The sequence below is a fragment of the Bacillus sp. 165 genome, from assembly GCF_017742235.1.
Classification (GTDB): domain Bacteria; phylum Bacillota; class Bacilli; order Bacillales; family Bacillaceae_G; genus JAGHKQ01.
In genome coordinates this window covers 36,109-61,089 of record NZ_JAGHKQ010000004.1, presented here as the reverse complement: position 1 = coordinate 61,089, position 24,981 = coordinate 36,109, and the positions used below count along the sequence as shown (strand labels likewise).

Sequence of the window (24,981 nt, the reverse complement as noted above, 5' to 3'; positions counted from 1 at the left end):
GATTTATTCGTGAATGAAATAACGCATCGTACACAAACACGTCCTGTTAAGGTTGGTAATTTAACAATTGGCGGAAGCAATGAATTGATTATACAAAGCATGACCACAACAAAAACCCATGATGTAGAAGCAACAGTAGCAGAAATTAAACGCTTAGAAGAAGCTGGTTGTCAAATCGTACGTGTGGCGGTACCAGATGAACGAGCTGCAAATGCAATACCAGAGATTAAAAAGCGTATTAATATCCCGTTAGTAGCAGATATTCATTTTGATTATCGTCTTGCATTAAAAGCAATCGAAGGCGGGATTGATAAAATTCGTATTAACCCCGGTAATATTGGTCGTCGTGAAAAAGTAGAAGCTGTTGTAAATGCGGCAAAAGCAAAGGGTATTCCAATTCGTATCGGGGTGAACGCAGGGTCCTTGGAGCGCAAAATTCTTGAGAAATACGGATATCCAACTGCAGATGGTATGGTGGAAAGTGCATTGCATCATATAAAGATTCTAGAGGATTTAGACTTCCACGATATTATCGTGTCTATGAAAGCTTCTGATGTAAACCTCGCTATTGAAGCTTATGAAAAAGCAGCTCGTGCCTTTAAATATCCACTGCATCTTGGTATTACAGAATCTGGAACATTGTTTGCCGGAACTGTAAAAAGCGCTGCTGGCTTAGGGGCAATTTTGAGTAAAGGGATTGGAAACACATTGCGTATTTCCTTAAGTGCCGATCCTGTAGAAGAAATCAAAGTAGCAAGAGAATTATTAAAATCCTTTGGGCTCTCTTCCAATGCAGCTACATTAATTTCCTGCCCGACATGTGGCCGTATCGAAATTGATTTAATCAGTATCGCCAACGAAGTTGAAGAATATATTCAAAAAATCAAAGCTCCTATTAAGGTTGCCGTACTGGGATGTGCCGTTAACGGTCCAGGCGAAGCACGTGAAGCGGATATCGGGATTGCAGGTGCACGCGGAGAAGGGTTATTATTCCGTAAAGGTGAAATCGTCCGTAAAGTACCGGAAGAAACTATGGTAGAAGAACTGAAAAAAGAAATCGATAAAATTGCAGAAGAATATCTTGCAAAACAAGAAAAGTAATCGCAGAACATAAAAAACGTGTCATTCTACATATGACACGTTTTTGCTTCTATATACAATCCGGACATTTTCCATACACTTCAAATTTATGACCTGTAATATTAAACCCCTTCATAGTCTCCTGCACTTCTTTCATAGGGCAAACTGTAATTTCTTTTGTTTTTCCGCAATCCAGGCATATAAAATGATGATGATGCAGAGCTGCGCACGTAAAACGGAAGTTTTTCTCTCCCCCAAGTTCTGTTTGCTCTAAAACACCAAGTTCCACAAATAAAGATAAATTTCGGTAAATTGTGTCAAAGCTGAGCCCCGGATAATCATCCCTCATATACTCTAACACATCTTTTGCTGTTAAATATCTATTATAAGAAGCAAATAAACGAAGCATTTCTTCACGTTTTCCTGTGTGTTTATAGCCTTTTTCCTTCATAAGGTGTAACGCCTGTTCAAGATTCATCTGCACCCCTACTTTACGCCGTTTTTTTCTTTTTCCAAACAATTGCTCCAATTAAAATGATAACCGCAATCATCACGATTGTACCGCCTGGTGCTAAATCTAAATGGTACGAAGTCATCATACCACCAATAACAGCCGCCTCTCCAAAAATAACAGAATATAAGAGAGTTTGTTTAAATCCTCTAGCTATGCGAATACTTGCCGCTACGGGTAATGTCATAAGAGAAGATACGAGTAAAATCCCAACGACTCTCATAGAAGCAGCAATAACAAGCGCAACCATAATAATAAACACTAAATGAATCCACTTAGCACGCAGACCTGTAGCTGTTGCATACTCCTCATCAAAGGAAAGCAAAAACAATTCTTTATAAAGAAAAATAATGACAATAACAACAAGAGCTGCAATCGCAATAATTGTATATAAGTCCGAACTGCTCACAGCACTCACACTGCCAAACAAATAATTAAATAAATCGGTATTAAACCCGTTTGCCAAAGAAATAAAAATAACGCCAATTCCTATCCCGGCAGATAAGATAATAGGAATGGCAAGTTCTTGATAATGCTTGTACACGCCGCGAAGTTTTTCAATTAGCAAGGCACCGCTTACTGAAAACATAATTCCCATATATAACGGATTTATAAATCCTCCTGTAAAGACGGTTTTTTCTAACAGTAAACTGGCTGCAATTCCTGATAATGTAACATGGCTCAGTGCATCTGCAATTAATGACAGTCTGCGTATAACCACAAATACACCTAAAAGAGGAGCGACAAAACCTATCAAAATCCCTGCATATAAGGAATTTCGTAAAAAATCAAACTGCAAAAAATCCTGTATCATTGTATCCCTCCATGACTATGATCATGATTATGGTTCAAAACATGTATATGATGACCATAGACTAGCGCCAAATCCCGTTCTTCTAACTGTTGGAATGTTTCTGTCTCTCCGTGAAAATGCAAATATTTATTCAAACATGCCACATGAGTTACTTTATCTGTGATGGTGCCAATGTCGTGTGTTACAAGCAATAATGTCAGGTTTAAATTCTTGTTTAATTCTGCCAGCATTGTATAGAAGTTTTCTACGTTGCCTGCGTCAACTCCAACTGTCGGTTCATCTAAAATCAAAAGCTCAGGGTTGCTGACAAGCGCTCGTGCAATAAATACACGTTGCTGCTGACCGCCGGATAATTCCCCAATATTACGATTCATAAATTCAGCCATTCCAACATCTTGGAGGGCTTTATATACTTTTTGTTTATGACTTTTATTTAAAAAGCGGAATAATCCTACCTTTGAGACAAGTCCCATAGATACCACTTCAAATACAGTAGCTGGAAATCCTGAATTAAAGCTGTTGGCTTTTTGTGACACATAACCGATTTTGTTCCAATCCTTAAATTTCCTAATATCCGTACCGAATAAATGAATTGTCCCCTCTTTTGGCTTTAAAATCCCAAGAATACATTTTAATAATGTCGATTTACCGGAACCATTTGGCCCAACAAGACCTAAAAATGCTCCCCTTGGTATAGATAAATTAATGTTTTCTAACACATTTCGATTTTCGTACCGAAATGACACATTGTCTATTTCAATGATATGTTCTATTTCATGGTTCATTTTCTTCACCCAACATTCTAATTAAGAATCATTACGATTTATATACATGCAAATTATAATATGCCTCTCCTTATTTGTAAACCAATTTATTGTAAAATAAACCGTAATATCCGTCAAATATTTCATCTAACTGTTGCTACCGAGTCACTTGAAACAATCTGCTGTTCTTTGCACAATATAAAAACAGAGACGAACCCTCTCATCTCTGTTAATGGATAGCCGACTTAAACTTTGCTCCTTTTGTTTCCTGAGTATTCATAATAGTAATGAATGCATTGGGATCTATCTCGTGAACAATGGATTTTAATTTCGTTACTTCTAATCGTGTAATTACAGCATAAATTACCTCTTTTTCATTATCCGTGTAACCGCCTTTACCTGCAAGCTTCGTTGTTCCACGCCCTAAGCGATGCAGTATTGCATCTGATACATCTTCATAAAAGTCTGATACAATGAGAACAGCCTTCGTTTCATCTAAGCCTTGGATGACGGTATCAATTGTTTTAAAGGCAATATAATATGCCATAACAGAATACATAGCTTGCTCTACTCCAAACACGAACGCTGCCCATCCAAAAATAAAAATATTTATAAACATGACAAATTCTCCTACAGAAAACGGAAGTTTTTTTGTCAATAAAATACCCATAATTTCAGTACCATCTAATGAGCCGCCGTGACGAATCACCAGCCCGACACCTATACCTAAAATAAGCCCACCGAATACTGTAGCTAAAATTGGTTCATTCGTGAACGGCTTCACATGATGAAGTGTACTTTCAATTAAAGCCAAACAAATAATACCAAATATTGAAGAAATCATAAATGTTTTTCCAATTTGCTTATATCCAAAATACATAAATGGAAGATTCAAAATAACAACCAACATTGCAAAGCTAATCCAAGAGGGAGTCAAATAATCTACAATAAGTGAAATACCAATAATTCCCCCGTCAATAATTTGATTAGGTATTAAAAACAATTCAATAGAAACAGCTGCCAGTCCCGCTCCAAAGACAATCATAATGAGACGATACAATAAATGTCCAAGGCTTTCTTTTTTATGCTGTTTTTTACTCACCCCTATGCCCCCCTTATTTAATTTTCATATCATTTTACTAGCCTAATTATACAACTTATTCCTTTTTCTATACAATGAATGCCCTTCTCTCGGAATATGTACAAACAGGTGGTTCATATATTGACGTAGAGGAAACTGAAAAGGAAGGTGCAGCTATGAATATCATCCAACAAATCGTAAATAAAAAATTAAACAATATTACTGTAGGAGAACTACTTAAGTTTAGCAAAGACTACCAAATCCCCATAACTGTCGATCAAGCACAACAAGTTGTTTCTTTAATAAAGGGACAAAATATCAATATCTATAACGATGCAGAACGGCTTGAATTAATTAAAAAAATCGCTCAGGTTACGTCCCCTGTAACTGCCCAACAAGTAAATATTTTACTTCAAAACTTATTAAAATAAAATGAGGGCTACAGCCCTCATTTCCTATTTCATCAGTTTTTCTTGCAGCAATGGATCAAACTGCTGTCTGCGAAGCATTTCAATCTCCAGTTTATAGGGAGGTTTTTTATTATTTTTGTCTTCTCCTACATACGGTGTTTCTAAAATCTTAGGCACCTCTGCAAAAACAGGATGATGCACAATATAATTAAGCGCTTCAAAGCCAATATTTCCAAAGCCAATGTTTTCATGTCTGTCTTTTCTAGCACCGCATGAATTTTTACTGTCATTTAGGTGAAGCACTTTAATACGATCGAGGCCCACAATTTTATCAAATGATTCTAATACGCTATCAAAATCGTTAATAATGTCATATCCCGCATCATGTACATGGCATGTATCAAAACATACAGACAACTTTTCATTATAAGTAACTCCATCGATAATCCTTGCAATTTCTTCAAAGCTGCGTCCACATTCGGTTCCTTTGCCAGCCATTGTTTCTAACGCAATCTGAACCGTTTGGTCTTGTGTAAGAACCTCATTCAAGCCTTCAATGATTTTTTGAATGCCTGCTTCTGTACCTGCACCTACATGCGCTCCCGGATGTAATACAATTTGTTTGGCAGCTTTTAATGCTTGTGTACGTTCAATTTCCATGCGCAAAAACTCTACTCCAAGTTCAAAAGTAGAAGGGTTTTGTGAATTTCCAATATTAATTATATAAGGGGCATGGACTACAATTTCTTCAATACCATGCTGAAGCATATGTGTAAGCCCAGCTTCTATATTTAAATCTTCTATAGGCTTTCTTCTTGTATTTTGCGGTGCACCTGTATAAACCATAAATGTCGATGCTCCGTAAGAAACCGCTTCTTCACTCGCTGCAAGAAGCATATGTTTCCCGCTCATTGATACATGTGACCCAATTTTCAACATCACTTCCACCTCGTTTTCTCCAAATCCAGCTTTATCTATAATACAAGAAAAAGGGAGTTATAAAGCTCCCTTATCTAGTTCTTCGCTTCTGACGTTGCTTAATCTTTTCAATTTCTGCCGTCATTTTCTTTTTATACCCTGGTTTTACCTTTGTTGGTTTTTTAACAAATTTCTTCGCTACCACATCTGCTTCCGTTACTTGTTTTTTACGGCTTTGGCGTCTTGAGCGTGGACCTAGCTCTACCCATTCTCCGTCTTTTAAGTCTACATGACGCAATACAATATTTCTTTTTTCTAATTTATCTAAAGCTTCTTCGTCTTGTTGCTCATATATAGTAATTGCCACACCGGAATGTCCTGCTCGTGCCGTACGCCCTACACGATGTACATAAAAATCTAAATCGTCAGGCAGTTCGTAGTTAATAACATGACTTACCCCTTCGATATCAATGCCACGCGCAGCCAAATCGGTCGCAACAATATATTGATATTCGAGCTCTTGAATTTGCTTCATCATTTTTTTGCGCTCACGCGGTGTCAAATCCCCATGAACACGTCCTACCTTAATCCCACGCTCAGCAAGCCCTTGCGCCACTTCTTCCGCACGTTTCTTTGTATTAGTAAACACAATGGCTAAATAAGGTTGATATACCGTTAACATATCCTTTAATAAGTTTATCTTGTTTCGATGACGTAAAGGAATGATATTGTGCTCTAAATTCTCTGCTGCTGTTTGCTTTGGGTTAATATGAACATGCTCAGGATTTTCCATATATTTTTTCAAAAACGGCTTTAGCTTTTCCGGTATAGTCGCAGAAAACACCAGCATCTGCAATTCCTTCGGCATACGAGAAGCGATCTGGTCCACTTCTTTTATAAAGCCCATATCTAGCATTAAATCTGCTTCATCAACTACAATAATAGAAGCAGTGTGTACAAACAGAGCCTGTTCTTCTACTAAATCACGAATACGTCCCGGTGTTCCTACTACAACATGAGGCTGTTTGTTTAACTTTTCAATTGTTCTCTTCTTATCCGTACCACCAATGAAGCATCTGGCCGTAATCTCCTTGCCTTCCTGACAAAACTTAGTGATTTTTAAAATTTCTTGATATATTTGTTGTGCCAGCTCTCTTGTTGGTGCTGTAATTACCGTCTGAACTTCTTCACGTGAAGTATTGATTGCATTTAAAACCGGCATTAAATACGCATGTGTTTTACCCGAACCCGTTTGAGATTGTCCAATAACACTGCGTCCTTTTCCTGTAATTGCAAACATCTTCTGTTGAATCTCCGTTGGAGATGTAAATCCCAATGTTTGAATTGCTTCTATAATGAATGGTTGAAAATTGTATTGTTCAAAAGTAACACTTTTCATAACTCCACCTGCTTTCCTATTTAACTCACTTCGACCAAAATTATATTATAACGAATTATCTCTTTAAAATCTATGATAACCTTCTTTTTCTTACTATACACTAACCTAATTTCTATATGCTGCATACTCTAATACGAGTATAGAGAAAGGAGGATGCATATGTATCACCAACAAATCCCTCCCTACCAACAATTTCAGCCACAAATGAATCCAAATTTTATGATGTACCAGCAGCAGCAGGGGCAAAAAAAATCTGGATTGTTAGCCAGACTTTTAAGCGGGAAAAATCGCAATCAGCAAATGATCAATATCAGACCGATGCAACAAGCACTGACGATGGAGATGAACCCCTATATGAACGATCATTATAGAATGTTTGCTCATCAACAGCCGTATACAAGTTCCAATATACCTCCTGCACAACCATTTCAACACGAATTTCAAATAAGAAATCCACATACAATGAGCTCTGATACAAGAGCAGCCGGAACAACTGGAGCAGCTAGCGCCACAAGCGGAATAGGCAGCTGGTTTTCTAACATTCTGTCTAACCCTTCTTCGCTTATGGGCAACATGGAAAAGGTTATGCAGGTAGCCAATACAGTAGGACCCATGGTACAGCAATACGGTCCTGCAGTAAAGAACATCCCATCATTACTTAAAATGTTCACCTCTGCTAACAGCAATAACACAGACCAAGCAGAAACAGCTGTAGACAATACTGCCAAAGAACACACCGACGAAAAGCAAAAACCAAGAAAAACCCCAAACCAAAAACGAAATTTCGTTGAAGGGGAAATTATGGAAGATAAAACAGAAACAAGGAACAAACAGACTGAAACAAGTTCAACTCGTCCTGCCTTTGCCGGACCTAAGTTGTACGTATAAGGTGCATTCTTTTTGTCAACCTTCCTCTCCTCCTTTATAATAAGAAAGACGAAGATAGTCCGTACTTGCTTCGCAGGCAGAACACTCCGCACATAAAAGGTGCAGGTATGCTGATTCCTAGGCTTTACTTGAGAAATCAGACGAAGCAACGCCTCGGATTTAAAAGATTATAATTTCTTATCTTTCAAAAAAGGAACGGAACTTCAAAAATAGGAAATGCTAATAAAGAGTTCCCTCTAAAAAGGAGAGGTTACATTTCATGGAAATAATTAAAATTGCTCCTCGCGGTTATTGCTACGGTGTGGTAGATGCGATGGTAATCGCTCGCAATGCAGCTTTAGATAAAACATTACCAAGGCCCATTTATATTTTAGGTATGATTGTTCACAACAAACATGTTACCGACGCATTTGAAGAAGAAGGAATTATTACATTAGACGGTCCAAATCGTTTGGACATTTTAAGTAAAATTGATTCCGGAACCGTTATTTTCACAGCGCATGGTGTATCTCCGGAAGTAAAAGAGCTTGCTCGAAAAAAAGGCTTAACAACAATTGATGCAACATGTCCTGATGTAACCAAGACCCATGATTTAATTCGAGAAAGAAAAGAAGCAGGCTACCATGTTATTTATATCGGAAAAAAAGGACATCCCGAACCAGAAGGAGCAATAGGAATTGCACCTGATATTGTTCATTTAATCGAAAACGAAGCCGACTTAGAGAGCTTGCAAATCCCAACAGATAAAATCCTTGTGACAAATCAAACAACGATGAGTCAGTGGGATGTATTGAAAATTATGGATAAAATTCAAGGGAAATACCCAACAGCCGAATTTCATAAAGAAATTTGCATGGCCACGCAAGTACGACAAGAAGCTGTTGCAAAGCAAGCTCCAGCAGCAGATTTGACAATTGTAGTAGGAGATCCGAAAAGCAATAACTCCAACCGCTTGGCACAGGTTTCTGAAGAAATTGCTTCTACAAAAGCCTATCGTGTTTCCGATGTAAGTGAAATTCAACTAGAATGGCTGCAAGGGGTAAGGACTGTTGCAGTTACAGCAGGCGCCTCTACTCCTACACCTATTACAAAAGAGGTTATCGCCTTTTTGGAGCAATACGACCCAAATAACCCGACTACTTGGGAGCGAAAACGCCAAGTGCCTCTAAATAAAATTTTACCTAAAGTAAAAACAAAATAAAAAGCGGAAGAGCATGCTCCTCCGCTTTTTTTACATAAATGTGAATGGATCGGTGTTTATAGCAGATGCATGTATGGCAGTTTTAAATTTCTTGTCTGCAACTTTTTTCTGTAACTGCTTCTGTACACCTAGCTTCATTATTTTTTCTACGTTATGCCCCGGGTCTACAACATTCAATCCAAGCATCAGCGCGTCATGCGCTACATGATAATATAAATCTCCAGTAACATACACATCTGCACCTTGAAATTTAGCCTGATTAATATATTTGTTGCCGTCTCCCCCAACTACTGCAACTTTTTGCACCTTTGCCTCGGGGCTTCCAACAACACGCACCGCGGGTACATCAAAACAAGTTTTTACATGATGAGCAAATTGCTCTAAGGACATTTCCTCATGCAAACGTCCTATTTTTCCTAATCCCAGCTCTTTTCCTTTATTATCAAGAGGATAAATATCGTAAGCAACCTCTTCATAAGGGTGAGCTTCAAGCACAGCCCGAATGATTTTACGCTGCATCGATGCTGGGAAAATCGTTTCTATTCGTACTTCTTCCACTTTCTCCAACTTTCCTTGCACGCCAATAAATGGCTTTGTTCCTTCTTGCGGACAAAATGTTCCTGTCCCATCACTGTTAAAGGTACAATGACTATAATTCCCGATAAATCCAGCACCGCTGTTTCCCACAGCTTGCCGAACACTATCAGCATGGGAAGCAGGAACAAATACTACAAGCTTCTTCATTTGTTCAGCATAGGTTGGGATAAGCACTTCTGTATCGAGGAGCCCAAGAGCATCAGCTAATAAATCATTCACACCGCCCTCAGCAATATCCATATTCGTATGTGCCGCATATACAGCAATTTCATTTTTAATACACTTTTCAATAATCCGACCCTGCGCTTTATCCGTCTGAATACTTTTTAGCGGGTGAAAAATAAGAGGATGATGAGCAATAATTAACTTTGCTTCATGCCTAATCGCTTCTTCTACCACATCTTCTGTTACGTCTAGCGCAATTAAAACATGCTCCACAGGCTGAGCAAGAGAGCCGATTTGCAGCCCAATCTTATCGCCTTCCATCGCTAAAAACTTTGGATACATACTCTCGAACAAATTGATGATTTCATATCCATTTGGTATTTTGCTCACCCTAGTACCTCCTCTACCATTCGGATTTTATTTTCAATTTCTTTACGTTTCACACTTGCTTCTTCTGTCTCGTTTGCGTTCTGAAGCTGTTCATAAATATGCTTTAAATTTTTCAGCTCATGCGTCCATTTTTCCTTGAAGACTTCGCTTTTTTCTTTCATTAAAAATGGTCCTAAAAACAAACCGTTCTCTCGTTTTATTTCATACGGCATCATAGGGTTTCCTTTTTCAGCTACTAATATTTCATAAATTTTCCCGTCTTCTTTTAGTATCTTTTCCTTAATAAGCTCCCAACTGTTAGCTATGAGCCATTCGCGAATATTATGAGCCCCAATGTTCGGTTGTAAGATTAAACGCGTAACACCTTCGAGCTTTGTTTTTCCTGCTTCCAATATATCACGAATCAATGCCCCGCCCATTCCTGCGATAGTGATGGCATCAACTTCACCTTGGGAAATAACCGTTAGTCCATCACCTTTACGCACCTCAATTTTCTCTTGCAAACCATATTGATTTACTTTCGATTTTGCAGACTGTAAGGGGCCTTCTGTGATCTCTCCAGCAATTGCATATGTAATCTTATTCTGTAACACGGCGTAGCAAGGCAAATATGCATGATCAGAGCCAATATCCGCCAATTTCGCACCTTGCGGAATTTCTTTTGCTACTTCCTCTAGCCGTTTAGAAAGTTTAATTTCATTCATTTTCTTCACCACATATTCTATAAAGTTACGTTATCATCATAAAGATTTTCACTTTAAGTTGCAAGCGACCATAGTACTAGTATAACAAAAAAACCCTTTGTACTTTCCACAAAGGGTTTTTTTTGCTTATTTCTTCTCAGACAACCATTTTGCCATTTTTGCAGCCTGTTCAGCTTGAAGCAAACCTGCCGGCATGTTTCCTTTACCATTCATGATTGTATTTTTAATTTCTTCTTCAGATAATGTAGCGCCAATTTTATTTAACGCTGGACCTACGGCACCTTGCATCTGATCACCGTGACAGCCGATACAAGTTTGCTTGTAAATATCTTCCGGCTTGGAAGCGGTTTGTGCTTCATTCCCACCATTTTTCTTAGCATCAGCAAGCTCTTCTGCTTTGTTTAAGCCTTGAAATGAAAGTAAAAACATTAAACCGATTCCTAATACTGCAATCAATGCGAATGGAATTAATGGGTTTCGTTTCATTCTCTTTTCCCCCTCTATGTACCCCATTATAAAGTGAATATTGTTTCGACATTTTCTATTTTACTTGAAAACGCTCTATTGGAAAAGTCCAAAGTACAATACTGGTTAAAAATATTTAAGAAAAATGTTATTTCTTTAAATAACGCCCTTTTGAATTTCACTCGCAAAATCTCATAAATACTTCAAAAATACGTCAACAACCTGCATAATACCCAAAGTTCATTGCGGTATTATGCAAGATGGGCTCGAAAAATATAAAAATGAGCATTTGCAAATCAATAGACAATTCTGTAAAATAAATTACAAGCGTTATGTATATTTATCTTACCCAATACAGCAGTAAACTAATTATACGGCTTTTAAGTAAAAATGATAACGGTCTCATTTTCAAGAAAATTAAAGTAATTTAACAAAAGAAAAAAGTTTACTTCATATTCATGAAGTAAACTAATATAGGGTCTATTCTAAAAAGTCTTTCAGTCGTTTGCTGCGGCTCGGATGACGTAGCTTACGAAGTGCTTTTGCTTCAATTTGTCGGATACGTTCTCTTGTTACACCGAACACTTTCCCAACTTCTTCCAGAGTACGAGTTCGACCATCATCTAATCCGAAACGAAGACGAAGTACATTTTCTTCACGATCTGTTAGAGTATCTAACACATCTTCTAGCTGCTCTTTTAACAGCTCATAAGCCGCATGCTCAGCAGGAGAAGTTGCTTCTTGGTCTTCAATGAAATCCCCAAGGTGAGAGTCGTCTTCTTCACCAATTGGTGTTTCAAGAGAAACAGGTTCTTGAGCAATCTTTAATATTTCACGAACTTTTTCCGGTGCAAGATCCATTTCCTCGCCTATCTCTTCAGGTGAAGGCTCACGACCTAAATCTTGCAGCAATTGGCGCTGTACGCGAATCAATTTATTAATTGTTTCGACCATATGCACAGGAATACGAATCGTTCTAGCTTGATCGGCAATAGCACGTGTAATCGCTTGACGAATCCACCAAGTTGCATACGTACTGAACTTAAAACCTTTACGGTAATTAAATTTTTCAACCGCTTTAATCAGTCCCATATTTCCTTCTTGGATAAGGTCTAAGAATAACATGCCACGCCCTACATAACGCTTTGCAATACTAACTACAAGACGAAGGTTTGCCTCTGCTAAGCGGCGTTTTGCTTCTTCATCACCATCTTCAATTCGTTTAGCAAGATTAATTTCTTCTTCTGCTGATAGTAAATCGACGCGCCCTATTTCTTTTAAGTACATACGAACAGGGTCGTTAATTTTCACACCTGGAGGAACACTTAAATCGTTAAGATCGAATTCCTCTTCTTTTGCTAATTGATGAATATTCGGGTCTTCATCAGAATCTCCGATTAATTCAATACCTTGTTCACCTAAAAATTCATAATATTCATCCATTTGATCGGATTCAATATCAAATCCATTCATACGTTCTGCAATTTCTTCGTATGTAAGAACACCTCGTTTTTTACCTAACTCTGTAAGTTGTTCTTTCACTTGTTCAAATGTTACATCTGTTTCCACTTCTTTAGAACGAGCTGATTTTTCAGCCATTTGTTCCCCTCCTTACGTGAGATACAAATACTTGCTACGATTTCATAGACAATCGGATTTCTAAAATTCCCTTTAAAATTTCAGCCGCCAATCGATAATCCTTTCGATGCTCAGCTGCTTTCATTTCATGTTCTTTTTCCTTGATTTCGAGTTCCTTGCTTCGATTTTGAATTGCCCTTATATAATCTTGAAACTCCTTATCAGATAAATGAGGACTTATTAGTATATTTGCAATGTCAGTAACTTTGCTGCGAAGCTCATCATTAGGAAGCCAATCTAAAAATTTACTTACATCAGGTTCATTGCCCTCTTCATAATATGCATGTAAATGAACGATAATTTCTGAATGTTTCTCAATGTGAAAAAAACTTTGAAGCACTTCTTGCACTTTACGTGCGACATCTCTATCCTGGAGCATATGAGCCAATAGATGACGCTCTGCATTTTCAAACGCAGACAAGGGTTTAATTTTAACCTCACGCTTTGGAGTTGCAGTTCTTTGCTTTTCTTGGAAATGGTGCCCTTTATTTTTTCGATAGATATCTGCTAGTTCCTGCTTTAAAGCTTCAATCGGCATCGAAAAATCTTTGGATATTTGTTGCAAATAATGTTCTCGTTCAATAGGCTTGGCAAGTTTAGCAATTTCTTTAAGAACATCATGGATATATTGAATTTTTATTGATTCGTCTTGTAAATTTTTCCCCAAACGAAGAAAGTTTATTTTAAAATTTGTAAGACTGACACTTTGTTCAATAACTTCCTGTTTGAATTTTTCAGGCCCAAGTTTTCGAACATATTCATCTGGATCAAGCCCTTCAGGAACCATAGCTATTCTAACCTTACATCCAGCAGCGATAAGCATATCCGCTGCTTTAGAAGAGGCTTCGGTGCCTGCCTTATCACCGTCATAACAAATAATAACTTCTTCTACATTGCGCCGTATTATTCTCGCCTGTTCTTCTGTCAATGCAGTTCCCATCGTAGCAATAGATTCTCCTATGCCAGCATGAACAGCAGCGATTACATCAGCATAGCCTTCAAATAATACTGTTCTTTGTTCTTTGCGAATATGCAGACGAGCTTGATGAAAATTATAAAGTGTGCGGCCTTTATTAAAAATAGGAGTTTCAGGGCTGTTCAAATACTTAGGTGAACCATCCCCTAAGGTCCTGCCGCTGAAGGCAATAATTTTACCTTGCGTATTAGCGATCGGAAACATGATACGATTGCGAAAGCGGTCATAAAATGAGCCATCCTTGTCACTGCGAATCACAAGGCCGGCTTCCTCCATAACAGGTAATTTAAAACCTCGTTTTTGCAAAACTTTTGTTGCCGTATCGCGTGACTCGGCAGCATATCCGATTTCAAATTTTATTATGAGTTCTTTTGTAAAGCCTCTATTTAGCAAATATTCAAGCGCATGCTTTCCATCTTGCGTATTTAAGAGGAGATGATGATAATACTTTTTTAGAAGTTCATGTGCTTCTGTCATAAGTGAGTTATGATTAGATTCATTTACTGCACCGCTGTCAGTAATATAGCTTTGCACATGAATTCCTGTTTTATTTGCTAACTTTTCTACTGCCTGAACAAACGAAGCTCCTTCCATTTGCATAACGAATGAGAGGGCGTTTCCTCCAGCTCCGCAGCCGAAGCAATGAAATATTTGTTTTTCAGGAGAAACTGAAAAGGAAGGTGTATTCTCTCCATGAAAAGGGCACAAGCCCAAATAATTCCTTCCTTGCTTTTTCAACTGAACGTATTCGCTAATTACATCAACAATGTCAACAGAATGACGAACCTGTTCAACGATTTCCTCGGGAATTCTGTTCCCCATAACTACAGCTCCGTGTCCTAATGTTATTTATTCGGCATAAACTAAGTTATTCCTTCATGATTCGACAATATTTTTTTCAATTCACTTGCAAAACGCTTTCGATCCTCTAAAGAGAATGCTTTTGGACCCTTCGTATAAGTCCCACTTCTGCGCAGCTTGGCAGACATGTATCGATTGTATAAAATTGTATCCATTTGTTCATCTTTAAGTGGAATCCCTCTTGGGGATAACACCTGCACACCTTTTTTAACAAGCAAGCTTGCAAATCCCATATCTTGTGTAACGACTATGTCTCCTTTTTCCGCAAGTTTGTAGATATGAAAATCTACCTGATCTTTAAAGGAATCGACATAAATCCAATTACCGACTTGAGATTCAGATTTATGTGCATAAGATGCAACAAAGTAAATGTCGACATGAAATTCTGTTCCCGCCTGGATAATTTCTTGCTTCACTGGGCATGCATCCGCATCAACAAAAATCTTCATTAAATTTTGCATATTTCTCTATTCTACATCCCTTCAACGAATCCTTCAAGAATGCATGTTTTCTTATTTAGATTTTTGTCGATTTTTTACAAAAAATCTTCTCTTTGTATATGAAATTTCCCAAAGCAAATCCTATCCCTAGTTTATTCGGAAAAAACAAAGTCTAAACCTAAAATGAAAGGTTTTTATCACAATTTTTTATTATAATATAATTTATAAAACTTAGCTACATTTCAAACATAATTTTTGAAAATAAAAACGTTCCTGCCTTTTCATATCAGATGTTTCTATATTTCTCCATTTAAAAAGACGCATTTACCTTTAGTAAATACGTCTAGAACGAACGATAATTTTGTACAGCATTTAAAATTATGTTTGCAGACTCTTCTATTGCTTTATCTGAAACATCAATAATTTGGCACCCGATTTTGTCTACTACCTTTTCAAAATGAGTGAGTTCTTCTTTAATACGTTCTATATTAGCATAACTTGCTCCATCACTTAAGCCGAGTGCTTTTAATCGTTCTTTTCGAATGTTATTCAATTTTTCAGGTACAATTTTTAAGCCGAAGCATTTTTCTTTCGGTACAAGATACAATTCTTCAGGAGGGTCCACTTCTGGCACAAGAGGAACATTTGCTACCTTCAGACGTTTATGAGCAAGGTATTGTGATAATGGCGTTTTAGATGTTCGGGATACCCCAATTAAAATAATATCAGCTTTTAAAATACCTCGCGGATCTCTCCCATCATCATATTTGACCGCGAATTCAATTGCTTCAATCTTTTTAAAATAGTCTTCATCTAGTTTACGGACAACTCCAGGCTCGTAACGCGGTGTAGCATTTGTCACCGATTGAATCTTGTCAATTAGCGGACCGATAATATCAAAGATTACTACTCCTTCCCGTTCCGCTTCTTCTACCAAGTATCGTCTCATATTGGGCTTAACAAGCGTATAACATATGATGGCATGATTGCTCTTCGCAATTGAAATTACTTCTTTTAATATACTGGTATCCTCTACATAGGGTACCCTGCGAATATCAGGGTTCAGTGCAAATTGTCCCATCGCAGCACGCACAACTAAGTCTGCTGTCTCTCCAACAGAATCGGATACAACATAGACGATTTGATTGCTCATTTCATTACCTCGCTTTTAACTATACTCTTACAGAAGTTCATCCTCCACTAAATCAACCAACACTTTCGTTAAATTTGTTTTTGTAAGGCGTCCAATCACTTCTAAACCTTTCTCTGTTTCTTTAACGACAGGCATGGCGTCAATCTGCTTTTCTATTAATTTTTTAGCTACATCATACAAACTATCATCTTTTTGACATGTTGTGATATTAGGCATTCTCGTCATAATAATATTCACTGGTACCGACGTCAAATCCTGATTTCCCATACTTGCGCGCAATAAATCTTTTCGAGATACAACGCCGACAAGCAATGCATTTTGATCCACAATAAACAGCGTTCCTATATCTTCTAAAAACATTGTGCAAATTGCATCATACACTGATACATTTTTATCCACCACTACTGGAAGAGATTGACAATCTTGTATCCTTAACTTTTTTATGGTTTCAGATAAAAGCTGTCCTCCTGTTTTACCGGTATAAAAATAACCGACTCTCGGACGAGCATCTAAGTACCCGGCCATCGTTAGAATTGCTAAATCCGGACGCAGCGTAGCACGAGTTAAATTTAATTTATCTGCTATCGCTTCTCCAGTAATAGGACCATGCTCTTTCACAATTTGTATTATTTGTTCCTGACGTTTATTGAGTTCTATGATACTCACCACCCTTACTAATCGAAAAAAGAGTTATACTATCTTTTAAATATTATATACTAAATATACTATTCGAAAAAGAAAGGATATAAAAAAGAAAACGTTTTTGTTCTTAATTATCTCATTTCCTTCTTTATACAAAGGGAAATTTAAAATAAACATACTAAGTTTAGAACAAAATTGCGCCCTTCTTAATTCATATTGTACACTTAATCGTTATTCAGCGTTAACAAGTAACAAATTCGATAGTTTTAAGTAATCTGAGCATCGATAAAGATTTTTCTTTATGTATCAGGAGTTAGTTTTTCAAGTTGCTGCAAAAATCGGCGTGACTTTAGGTAAATTCCACAATATTCATCATAATAAGCATTTAAAATCGTACGCAGCTGTTTTTTTGTTTCGGCCTTTACGGAGACATTTCCAAGACGATTCAAATGGAAATGATGGAATAACCGTAACAGCTTACCCGCAGCCTCATTAATGGGAAGACGGTATGGGTCTTGTTCTGCATGTTTTGCACATAGAAAGCCGCCTTCCCTAATGGAGAAGGCGACAAAAGCATCTGATTGGTGACAAACAGAGCATGTATCAAATTCCGGATACATTCCCAAAACGGGCATCATTTTTGTTTGATAAATATATGCCAAAACCTCAGGGTCTACCCCTTCATTCATATAATGCAACGTTTGATACATTAATTCAAATAAAAAGGGGTTACTCTTTTTCTCTTCTAGTGCCTTATCTGTCAATTCTATAACAAGAGAAGCGTACGCTGTGATAAAAATATCCTCACGTATATCACGCATGGAAGAAATTACCTCTCCTTGTTGCAGCGTTCCTAAGCCTGTCCCTACTTGCACAAGAAAATATCCATAAGTAAAAGGCTGGGAAACGGAGGAGAGTCGGCTATTCGGCTTTTTTGCTCCTCTTGCAACAACACCAACTTTCCCAAGTTCTCGGGAAAAAATGGTCACAATTTTATTTGTTTCTCCATAATTAATTGCTTTAAGTACTATTCCCTCAATTTTTTGAAACACGTTCATCACCATCCAAGGCGGAACAATAAGATCAAGAAATCGGAGAATCTATTTCTGCTAGCTCGTCATTAGACTCATTCGGCCATTCTCGCCCCTCTTTTTCCAACTCTTTGTAGATAAGGTATGTTTCTACGCTTCCAGTTTGAGAAAAGACACTCCAGGTAAAATTCAACATAAGAACCCACCTTCCTATTTTGATAAGCCTAGCATGATTCCAATTTCCTTTGTTATTAAAGTGACCTTATTTGTTCCTTTTCATGTGAGAAAAATTTTTCTAATTAATATTCGTCTTCCCTAAATCCAAGATCCCTTAACTGAGATGCCTTATTCCGCCAATCCTTTTGTACTTTTACCCACAACTCCAAAAATACTTTGGAGCCAAGGAGGGCTTCGATGTCTACACGCGCGCGCTTGCCAACTTCTTTTAGCATACTTCCCTGTTTTCCAATAACAATCCCTTTTTGAGAGTCACGTTCTACAATGATAGTAGCATTGACATACACAGCATTTCCGCTTTCTCTTTTCTGAATCGCATCGATACCGACTGCAATTGAATGAGGAATTTCTTCCCTTGTTAAGTGCAGTACCTTTTCCCGAATTAATTCTGCAATGATAAATCGTTCTGGATGGTCAGTAACTTGGTCAGCAGGGTAATACTGAGGTCCTTCTGGCAAATATTTTTTTAACGTTTCCAACAACGTCTCCACATTATTTCCTTCTAATGCAGAAATCGGTACAATTTCTTTAAAATCATATAATGAGCGATATTTGTCTATGAAAAGGAGCAGTTCATCAGGGTGAACTTGATCAATTTTATTTACTACTAAAAAAACCGGGGTATTCGTTTGCTTAAGCTTTTCAATAATAAACTCATCGCCGCGTCCCCATCCCTCTACTGCATTAACCATAAACATAATTATATCGACTTCTTTTAATGTATTTTGAGCAATTTTCATCATAAAATCGCCAAGTTTATGTTTAGGCTTATGTATACCTGGTGTATCAATAAAAACAATTTGCGCTTCGTTTTCCGTATACACCCCTTGAATTTTATTACGTGTCGTTTGCGGCTTATCACTCATAATAGCAATTTTTTGCCCGATTACACGATTTAAAAATGTAGATTTTCCTACATTAGGGCGTCCAATAATGGACACAAAACCTGATTTAAAACCTTTATTATTCATTTAAATCCTCCGGTGAAAATGCTCCGGGCAATAATTCTCCGACTGTCGTCTCTTGAACATCGCCTTTTAAATTTGAAAGATACACTTTTGTATCAGACTTACATAATTCTACCATAACTTGACGGCACGCTCCACAAGGTGGTACTGGACGTGTTGTATCCGCTACCACAGCAATAGCATCAAATTCTCTATCTCCTTCTGAGTATGCTTTAAACAATGCTGTTCTTTCAGCACAATTACATAGTCCGTACGAAGCGTTTTCAACATTACAGCCTTCATACACCTTACCTTCTTTAGTTAAAAGAGCTGCCCCAACCTTAAATTTTGAATAAGGAACATATGCTTGTTCACGAGCATGAATCGCTTTTTGAATTAATTCTTGGATGTTCAATATTGTCTCTTCCCTTCCAAATTAATAGTTTACTGAATGAGATACGGTGCAAAGATAACGCCTCCAATAATGACAGCAATGATAGAAAATACCAATACTGCACCAGCAGCGACATCTTTTGCAATCTTTGCGAGCGGATGAATATCTTCAGTTGCTACATCAACTGCTTTTTCTATTGCTGTATTAATCATTTCCAAGCTGATTACCACACCAATGGTTAACAAAACAATAAGCCATTCTATTCTAGTTATGCGCAAATACAAACCGCACACTGTAACAATTATTGTTACCCAAAAGTGAATTTGCACATTCCTCTCATGCTGTATTGCATAGCAGATACCCCAAACAGCATACACAAAGCTCATTATTATGCTTCCCTTTTTCATCTCTCTAGTCCAAAAGAATCTAAAATTTCCTTTTGTTTTGTAAACATCTCTTCTTCTTCTTCTTCTGTCATATGGTCATAACCTAACAAATGCAAAAATCCGTGCACAGCCAAAAAACCAAGTTCTCTCGTGAAGGAATGTCCATACTCCTGTGCTTGTTCTTTTGCTTTTGGTATAGAAATGATAATATCTCCGAGAACTCGCGGCATGTCCGCTCCAACAACTTGCAATTCTCCTTCCACTTCATCCTCTAGCGCGAAAGAAATCACATCAGTCGGTTGATCCTTATCTCTATATTCACGGTTAATCTCTTGAATTCGTTGATTGTCTACAAACGTCATAGACATTTCCGCTTGTTCTTGAATATTTTCAATATCAGCAGCAAGATACAATAATTTTTGTATTTCTGTAATCTGCTCATCTGTTAATTCACTTGTCTCATCAAAAAAGTCAATAATAATACTCATCATTTCACCTGCTCTTTTTTCATTTCGGGATATTGAATTCTTGAATGAAAAGTTCCTTTTAGCATTTCACATAATATTTTTTTAACAATGGCAAGCTCTCGAAACGTTAAATCACAATTGCTAAATTGCTCATCCTGCAAACGATCCTTAATAATTCTCGCAACCAGCTGTTCAATTTGTTCTGGCGTAGGTGCATTTAAAGAGCGAACCGCTGCCTCTACGCTGTCTGCAATTCCAACAATAGCAGCCTCTTTCGTAGAAGCTTTTGGCCCCGGATACCGGAACATATCTTCTGTATATGCTTCATCATTTTGCTGAATAGCTTTATAATAAAAATACTTTAGTAGGGTCGTTCCATGATGCTGCGCCGCAATATCTACTATTTCCTTAGGAATTTTATGTCTCTCTAATAATTTTACACCTTCACTGACATGAGCAATAATAATATCTCGACTTTGCTCGGGTGTCAAATTATCATGAGGATTTCTAATTCCCATTTGATTTTCTATAAAGAAATGCGGTCGAAGCGTTTTACCAATATCATGATAATAAGCTCCTACACGAGCCAGCAAGCCATTAGCACCTACAGCTTCACAGGCAGCCTCTGACAGATTAGCCACCATAATGCTGTGATGATAAGTACCAGGGGCTTCTAATAAAATTTTTCGAAGTAATGGATGATTCGGGCTTGCGAGCTCCATCAACTTCATAGAAGATACCAGTCTTAAACCGCTCTCTAAATACGGTAACACCCCTAGCGTCAACACAGAAGAAACAATCCCAGATGCAGCCGCCATTAGTAAATACATACCAACTTCAAACGGTGAAAAATTGGCATTTCGTATGAGTAAAATAGCAGATAGTACTGCAACGTTTAAGATAGATACAAACATCCCGGCTTGCAAAATCATGGTACGCTTCTGCTTCTCCCGTAAAAATACACTTACAGACCAGGAACTTAGTAGATAATACACTGCAACTGTATAATTGAGGGTTGTTACACCTTCATTAAAAATAACACTTCCACAAATGGAAAAAATCATACTTGTTATAAAAACAAAGCGATCTCCAATCATAAGCTTGACCAACATAGCCCCTAGTGCAACAGGCACTACAAATCCCAAACCGGTAAATTCAATTGTTTGGAAGAAGCTGATGGTTTTCATAATTAAAATAACAAGTGCCACAATAAGCGCGTAAGCAAGAACATACGGCTTCCCCTCTGTTCTTCGCTTTAAAAATATATCAAATTGATGTTGTACAAAATAAACAAGAATCACAACAAGGATAAACAAGCCAACAAAAGGTTGCAAAGATTTCCCATCATCAAGTAAGCCTACGAGCTTCAATTGCTCATAAATCTCTCTTGTAATGGTATCTCCTTCTTTTACAAGAATTTGCCCCTGTAATATGTACACTGGCTCGACAGCATCTCTTTCCATCTGCTTTCGTTCCTTGGTTGTTACAGGATCATAGAAATAATTGGCTACTACTGCGTATTTTCCAAGTACAACGATTGCCTCTTTTAAATCACTAGTTACATTCGCATTGTTCAATTCTGGTTGAATTCGATCCTTAAACCCGTTAACTTCATTAATTTTAATGTGTTTACTCATGATAGTGTTAACAGCAGTCACTGTTGAATATCGAGCTACATCAAGCTGATCAGACCCCGCATTCAACAATTCAATAAGAACCTTATCCTTTAGACTTTTGGTTAAGTCACTAGGAAGCTTTTTCTTTAGTTTTTCTAATTTTTCATCTATGGTAAGAAACTCGCGTACTTCTCCTTCTGCAAGAGGTTCATTCGTCGCTTCATCCTGTACCTCTTTCACTGCATCAAATACAGAATTTACGATATCCACTCGATTTTGCTTATATTCTCCGCGATATGTATACTGATCTTCTACACTCTGCTCTGCTTCACGCCTTTTCTTCTCTGTGGTTACTTTATCTTCAATTGTTATCGGAGAGTGCACAGTATTCTTTGAAATAGACAACATTTTTACATTTACTTCATTTGGTTTTACGTTGCTCATCAATGCTACAAAAAGAACACAACCTAAAAGTACATATAAAGCAGCCTCAGCTATTTTATATTGTTTCAGCAGCTTAATCATTCTTTGTGAGTTTTTCATAACTGCAGAACCTTCTCCTCCCTTACAAGAGTCCGTCCATAAACAATGATAACAAAAAACGACCCTTTAAGTGAAGGGTCTTATGTGTTATGCTTCTACTTTATCATAAGCCTCAATAATCTTGCGAACCAAAGGATGACGAACTACATCAGATTGTTCAAGAGTTACAAATGATATAGCAGAAACGCTGTTCAATGTTTGATTCGCTATTTTCAGACCAGATTTTACTCCCTTTGGCAAGTCAATCTGAGATGGATCACCGGTAATAACCATTTTCGAGCCAAAGCCTAGCCGCGTCAAAAACATTTTCATTTGTGCCCCTGTCGTATTTTGCGCCTCGTCCAATATTACAAAAGAATCATCAAGTGTTCTTCCTCTCATGTAAGCAAGGGGAGCAATCTCAATCACGCCTCTTTCTATCATACGTTGTGTATGCTCTTGACCAAGCACATCATGAAGCGCATCATAAAGCGGACGCAAGTAAGGGTCAACCTTCTCTTTTAAATCACCTGGCAAGAATCCAAGGCTCTCTCCCGCCTCTACAGCAGGTCTTGTCAAAATAATACGTTTCACAGAGCCGTTCTTTAATGCACGGACTGCCATTACAACAGCTAGATATGTTTTTCCTGTTCCAGCAGGACCAATTCCAAAAACAAGGTCATGTTTTTTTATCGCATGAATATAATGCCGTTGTCCAATTGTTTTAATGCGAATAGATTTCCCTTTTACATTTTTAAAAATTTCTTCTTCATATAAATCTACAAAATTCTGGATTTTCCCACTTAAGCCTAACTGCACTGCATATACTACATCACGCTCAGAAATGGTAATCCCTTTTCGCACTACGGCAAGCAGGCTGTTTAAAATCTGCTCTACAAGCGCAACAGCTTCACTGTCTCCAGAGACACGGACAGCCTCTCCTCTTGTAACAATAGATACATTCAATTCTCGTTCAATCAATTTTAGATTTGTATCATTAACTCCAAACAAAGCTACTGCTTCATTTATATTTTCTAACTGTTGATTCATCTCTGTTAATTGTTCGGCCATTACTCAATCTCCTTGAATTTCGGACTCAGATATTGGTTGTTCCGTTGCAATATTCTCTATTACCTTAAAATGTAATTCTAATTTTACTTTACCATCCTTAGTACTCTTTCGCAAAACTTTTTCTCCAATAATCCTTGCATGCTCATCAAGTTTTTTCTTGAGCTCACTTCTTGCTATGTCTATACCGGTTTTTACCGCCTGCTTTTGTGTATAATCACGATGCGCTTCTTCTTCCTCTCTCACCGTAACTTTTTCGTATGAAATGGGGAGCGTCCATCGTAAAAAATGAACATCATATTTCATAGAATCTTCTTTATATGCTTTATACTTATTTTTTTCAAATCCCCATACTTTTATCTGTAATTTGCCGACATTTATGTAATACTTTTTAAAAAAAGAGCCTGTGTATACTTGAAACTTCGTACTCAGCGGGATTTCAACTGATGACTTGTACCATGTTTCTCCAAAAATGACTCCTTTCGCTGGTACAATAGTAGGATTTTCTTCGTTTCCATATATACCAGAAACAAGAAGTTGTCCTTTTTCAACGTGATCATTCTCCTGTACCATGTTCTTTCCTTGCTCTACAAAGGTACGGGTAATCACAGCTTCTTTTTTTGCGATTAAATTGCGGGGTTGTAATGCTTCTTCTTTCTTAGGCTCGTTTTTCTCCACCACTTGAAAGTGATATGTTGTCCCTCTAAGTTCGACGCCTACCCATGTAATCGAATTTACATTATTGGTCAAATACCTTTGCAGAGACTCTACATCTTTAAGCTGGAATTGCAGTTTGCCACGCTTTACTCCTAACGCATCTAGCTCTTTCATGATGAGATACTCAGTTTCCGGCTTCGCTCCGTCTATTTCGATGCTCCATACCATATTAGACAAGAGAATCAAACAAACAAAAAAAGTAATGAAACCGATAAGAAATCCACTGTTTTTCAAAAGTTTTTTTCGGAAAAATGGTAAGCCATATCGACCAATAAATCTTATGTCACATTCATTCTTCCTATATATGATCCTCAATTTCGGAACATCTCTCAGCATTACATAACACGTTATCGTTTCTGTCCCTACTTTTTTCACGTTCCACACATAAATGCCTCTTCGGACACACTCGTTAACAAAGCGTTCTGTTCCACGCCCACTCAAACGAACTTTCACATGTCCCCCAAAGAGGATTACCCATTGGTTTTTCATGCTTCTCCCC

The 24,981-nt window shown here is 37.6% G+C and carries 26 protein-coding genes and 1 pseudogene; 4 read left to right on the top strand and 23 right to left on the bottom strand.

Translation table 11 applies throughout. The annotated features are described in order from the left end of the window. The first annotated feature begins 9 nt into the window (after positions 1 to 9). Positions 10 to 1,101, top strand: coding sequence for a flavodoxin-dependent (E)-4-hydroxy-3-methylbut-2-enyl-diphosphate synthase (gene ispG, locus J7Q84_RS07925; protein ID WP_481747538.1), 1,092 nt, complete (start codon positions 10 to 12; stop codon positions 1,099 to 1,101). A gap of 49 nt (positions 1,102 to 1,150) precedes the next feature. On the opposite strand, the gene J7Q84_RS07920 is transcribed toward ispG, so the two are convergent. The 4 genes from J7Q84_RS07920 to J7Q84_RS07905 all read right to left on the bottom strand — a co-directional run bounded on the left by J7Q84_RS07920 (position 1,151) and on the right by J7Q84_RS07905 (position 4,214). Next, positions 1,151 to 1,558 (bottom strand): Fur family transcriptional regulator, encoded by a 408-nt coding sequence (locus J7Q84_RS07920; RefSeq protein ID WP_209093988.1) that lies wholly within the window; start codon positions 1,556 to 1,558, stop codon positions 1,151 to 1,153. Positions 1,559 to 1,571: 13 nt separating this feature from the next. Beyond that, positions 1,572 to 2,405, bottom strand: a complete 834-nt coding sequence (locus J7Q84_RS07915; RefSeq protein ID WP_209093987.1) for a metal ABC transporter permease — start codon at positions 2,403 to 2,405, stop codon at positions 1,572 to 1,574. Beyond that, positions 2,402 to 3,178 (bottom strand): metal ABC transporter ATP-binding protein, encoded by a 777-nt coding sequence (locus J7Q84_RS07910; RefSeq protein WP_209094260.1) that lies wholly within the window; start codon positions 3,176 to 3,178, stop codon positions 2,402 to 2,404. The genes J7Q84_RS07915 and J7Q84_RS07910 overlap by 4 nt, the downstream gene beginning before the upstream one ends. 220 nt (positions 3,179 to 3,398) lie before the next feature. Beyond that, positions 3,399 to 4,214, bottom strand: coding sequence for a YitT family protein (locus J7Q84_RS07905; protein WP_209094259.1), 816 nt, complete (start codon positions 4,212 to 4,214; stop codon positions 3,399 to 3,401). A gap of 212 nt (positions 4,215 to 4,426) precedes the next feature. Here J7Q84_RS07905 and J7Q84_RS07900 point away from each other — a divergent pair, with 212 nt between their 5' ends. Then, positions 4,427 to 4,681, top strand: coding sequence for a DUF2624 domain-containing protein (locus tag J7Q84_RS07900; RefSeq protein WP_209093986.1), 255 nt, complete (start codon positions 4,427 to 4,429; stop codon positions 4,679 to 4,681). A 24-nt stretch (positions 4,682 to 4,705) separates the two neighbouring features. On the opposite strand, the gene J7Q84_RS07895 is transcribed toward J7Q84_RS07900, so the two are convergent. Next, the gene (locus tag J7Q84_RS07895) at positions 4,706 to 5,599 is read right to left on the bottom strand and encodes a deoxyribonuclease IV (RefSeq protein WP_209094258.1); all 894 of its coding nucleotides are present in this window, start codon (positions 5,597 to 5,599) and stop codon (positions 4,706 to 4,708) included. Between the two features lie 70 nt (positions 5,600 to 5,669). Beyond that, the gene (locus J7Q84_RS07890) at positions 5,670 to 6,977 is read right to left on the bottom strand and encodes a DEAD/DEAH box helicase (RefSeq protein ID WP_209093985.1); all 1,308 of its coding nucleotides are present in this window, start codon (positions 6,975 to 6,977) and stop codon (positions 5,670 to 5,672) included. Positions 6,978 to 7,136: 159 nt separating this feature from the next. Here J7Q84_RS07890 and vrrA point away from each other — a divergent pair, with 159 nt between their 5' ends. Both vrrA and J7Q84_RS07880 read left to right on the top strand, forming a co-directional pair. Continuing rightward, positions 7,137 to 7,865, top strand: a complete 729-nt coding sequence (gene vrrA, locus J7Q84_RS07885) for a VrrA/YqfQ family protein (RefSeq protein ID WP_209093984.1) — start codon at positions 7,137 to 7,139, stop codon at positions 7,863 to 7,865. 259 nt (positions 7,866 to 8,124) lie between these two features. Next, positions 8,125 to 9,066: a 4-hydroxy-3-methylbut-2-enyl diphosphate reductase gene (locus tag J7Q84_RS07880; protein WP_209093983.1), complete on the top strand. Its 942-nt coding sequence runs from the start codon at positions 8,125 to 8,127 to the stop codon at positions 9,064 to 9,066. 30 nt (positions 9,067 to 9,096) lie between these two features. On the opposite strand, the gene J7Q84_RS07875 is transcribed toward J7Q84_RS07880, so the two are convergent. The 17 genes and pseudogenes from J7Q84_RS07875 to yqfD form a co-directional block, all read right to left on the bottom strand. Further along, a complete protein-coding gene (locus tag J7Q84_RS07875) occupies positions 9,097 to 10,218 on the bottom strand; it encodes a Nif3-like dinuclear metal center hexameric protein (protein WP_209093982.1) in 1,122 nt (373 codons plus the stop codon). Beyond that, a complete protein-coding gene (locus J7Q84_RS07870; protein WP_209093981.1) occupies positions 10,215 to 10,922 on the bottom strand; it encodes a tRNA (adenine(22)-N(1))-methyltransferase in 708 nt (235 codons plus the stop codon). The genes J7Q84_RS07875 and J7Q84_RS07870 overlap by 4 nt, the downstream gene beginning before the upstream one ends. Positions 10,923 to 11,048: 126 nt before the next feature. Beyond that, positions 11,049 to 11,408, bottom strand: coding sequence for a cytochrome c550 (gene cccA, locus J7Q84_RS07865; protein ID WP_209093980.1), 360 nt, complete (start codon positions 11,406 to 11,408; stop codon positions 11,049 to 11,051). Positions 11,409 to 11,867: 459 nt separating this feature from the next. Continuing rightward, the gene (rpoD, locus tag J7Q84_RS07860) at positions 11,868 to 12,986 is read right to left on the bottom strand and encodes an RNA polymerase sigma factor RpoD (RefSeq protein WP_209093979.1); all 1,119 of its coding nucleotides are present in this window, start codon (positions 12,984 to 12,986) and stop codon (positions 11,868 to 11,870) included. Between the two features lie 34 nt (positions 12,987 to 13,020). Continuing rightward, positions 13,021 to 14,823, bottom strand: coding sequence for a DNA primase (dnaG, locus tag J7Q84_RS07855; protein WP_209093978.1), 1,803 nt, complete (start codon positions 14,821 to 14,823; stop codon positions 13,021 to 13,023). Positions 14,824 to 14,864: 41 nt separating this feature from the next. Beyond that, positions 14,865 to 15,323 carry a YaiI/YqxD family protein gene (locus tag J7Q84_RS07850; protein WP_209093977.1) on the bottom strand — a complete coding sequence of 153 codons (459 nt, stop codon included), beginning with the start codon at positions 15,321 to 15,323 and terminating at the stop codon, positions 14,865 to 14,867. Between the two features lie 322 nt (positions 15,324 to 15,645). Continuing rightward, the gene (locus tag J7Q84_RS07845; protein WP_209093976.1) at positions 15,646 to 16,455 is read right to left on the bottom strand and encodes a pyruvate, water dikinase regulatory protein; all 810 of its coding nucleotides are present in this window, start codon (positions 16,453 to 16,455) and stop codon (positions 15,646 to 15,648) included. Positions 16,456 to 16,482: 27 nt separating this feature from the next. Then, entirely contained in the window at positions 16,483 to 17,121 is a 639-nt protein-coding gene (gene ccpN / locus J7Q84_RS07840; RefSeq protein WP_209093975.1) for a transcriptional regulator CcpN, read from the bottom strand. A 275-nt stretch (positions 17,122 to 17,396) separates the two neighbouring features. Beyond that, positions 17,397 to 18,149, bottom strand: coding sequence for a DNA repair protein RecO (gene recO / locus J7Q84_RS07835; protein ID WP_209093974.1), 753 nt, complete (start codon positions 18,147 to 18,149; stop codon positions 17,397 to 17,399). A 31-nt stretch (positions 18,150 to 18,180) separates the two neighbouring features. Beyond that, positions 18,181 to 18,324, bottom strand: coding sequence for a YqzL family protein (locus J7Q84_RS07830; RefSeq protein WP_209093973.1), 144 nt, complete (start codon positions 18,322 to 18,324; stop codon positions 18,181 to 18,183). Positions 18,325 to 18,427: 103 nt separating this feature from the next. After that, entirely contained in the window at positions 18,428 to 19,336 is a 909-nt protein-coding gene (gene era / locus J7Q84_RS07825) for a GTPase Era (RefSeq protein WP_209093972.1), read from the bottom strand. After that, positions 19,329 to 19,727: a cytidine deaminase gene (locus J7Q84_RS07820; protein WP_209093971.1), complete on the bottom strand. Its 399-nt coding sequence runs from the start codon at positions 19,725 to 19,727 to the stop codon at positions 19,329 to 19,331. Before J7Q84_RS07820 ends, era begins: the two co-directional genes overlap by 8 nt. 29 nt (positions 19,728 to 19,756) lie before the next feature. Then, positions 19,757 to 20,113 carry a diacylglycerol kinase family protein gene (locus tag J7Q84_RS07815; protein ID WP_209093970.1) on the bottom strand — a complete coding sequence of 119 codons (357 nt, stop codon included), beginning with the start codon at positions 20,111 to 20,113 and terminating at the stop codon, positions 19,757 to 19,759. Further along, entirely contained in the window at positions 20,110 to 20,580 is a 471-nt protein-coding gene (gene ybeY, locus J7Q84_RS07810; RefSeq protein WP_209093969.1) for an rRNA maturation RNase YbeY, read from the bottom strand. Before ybeY ends, J7Q84_RS07815 begins: the two co-directional genes overlap by 4 nt. Next, positions 20,580 to 22,655 (bottom strand): annotated as a pseudogene (locus tag J7Q84_RS07805) (HD family phosphohydrolase); the annotation flags it as partial. The pseudogene J7Q84_RS07805 and the gene ybeY, both read right to left, overlap by 1 nt. A gap of 150 nt (positions 22,656 to 22,805) precedes the next feature. Beyond that, positions 22,806 to 23,768, bottom strand: a complete 963-nt coding sequence (locus tag J7Q84_RS07800) for a PhoH family protein (RefSeq protein ID WP_209093967.1) — start codon at positions 23,766 to 23,768, stop codon at positions 22,806 to 22,808. Positions 23,769 to 23,771: 3 nt separating this feature from the next. Beyond that, positions 23,772 to 24,971 (bottom strand): sporulation protein YqfD, encoded by a 1,200-nt coding sequence (yqfD, locus tag J7Q84_RS07795; protein WP_209093966.1) that lies wholly within the window; start codon positions 24,969 to 24,971, stop codon positions 23,772 to 23,774. Positions 24,972 to 24,981 lie beyond the last annotated feature (10 nt).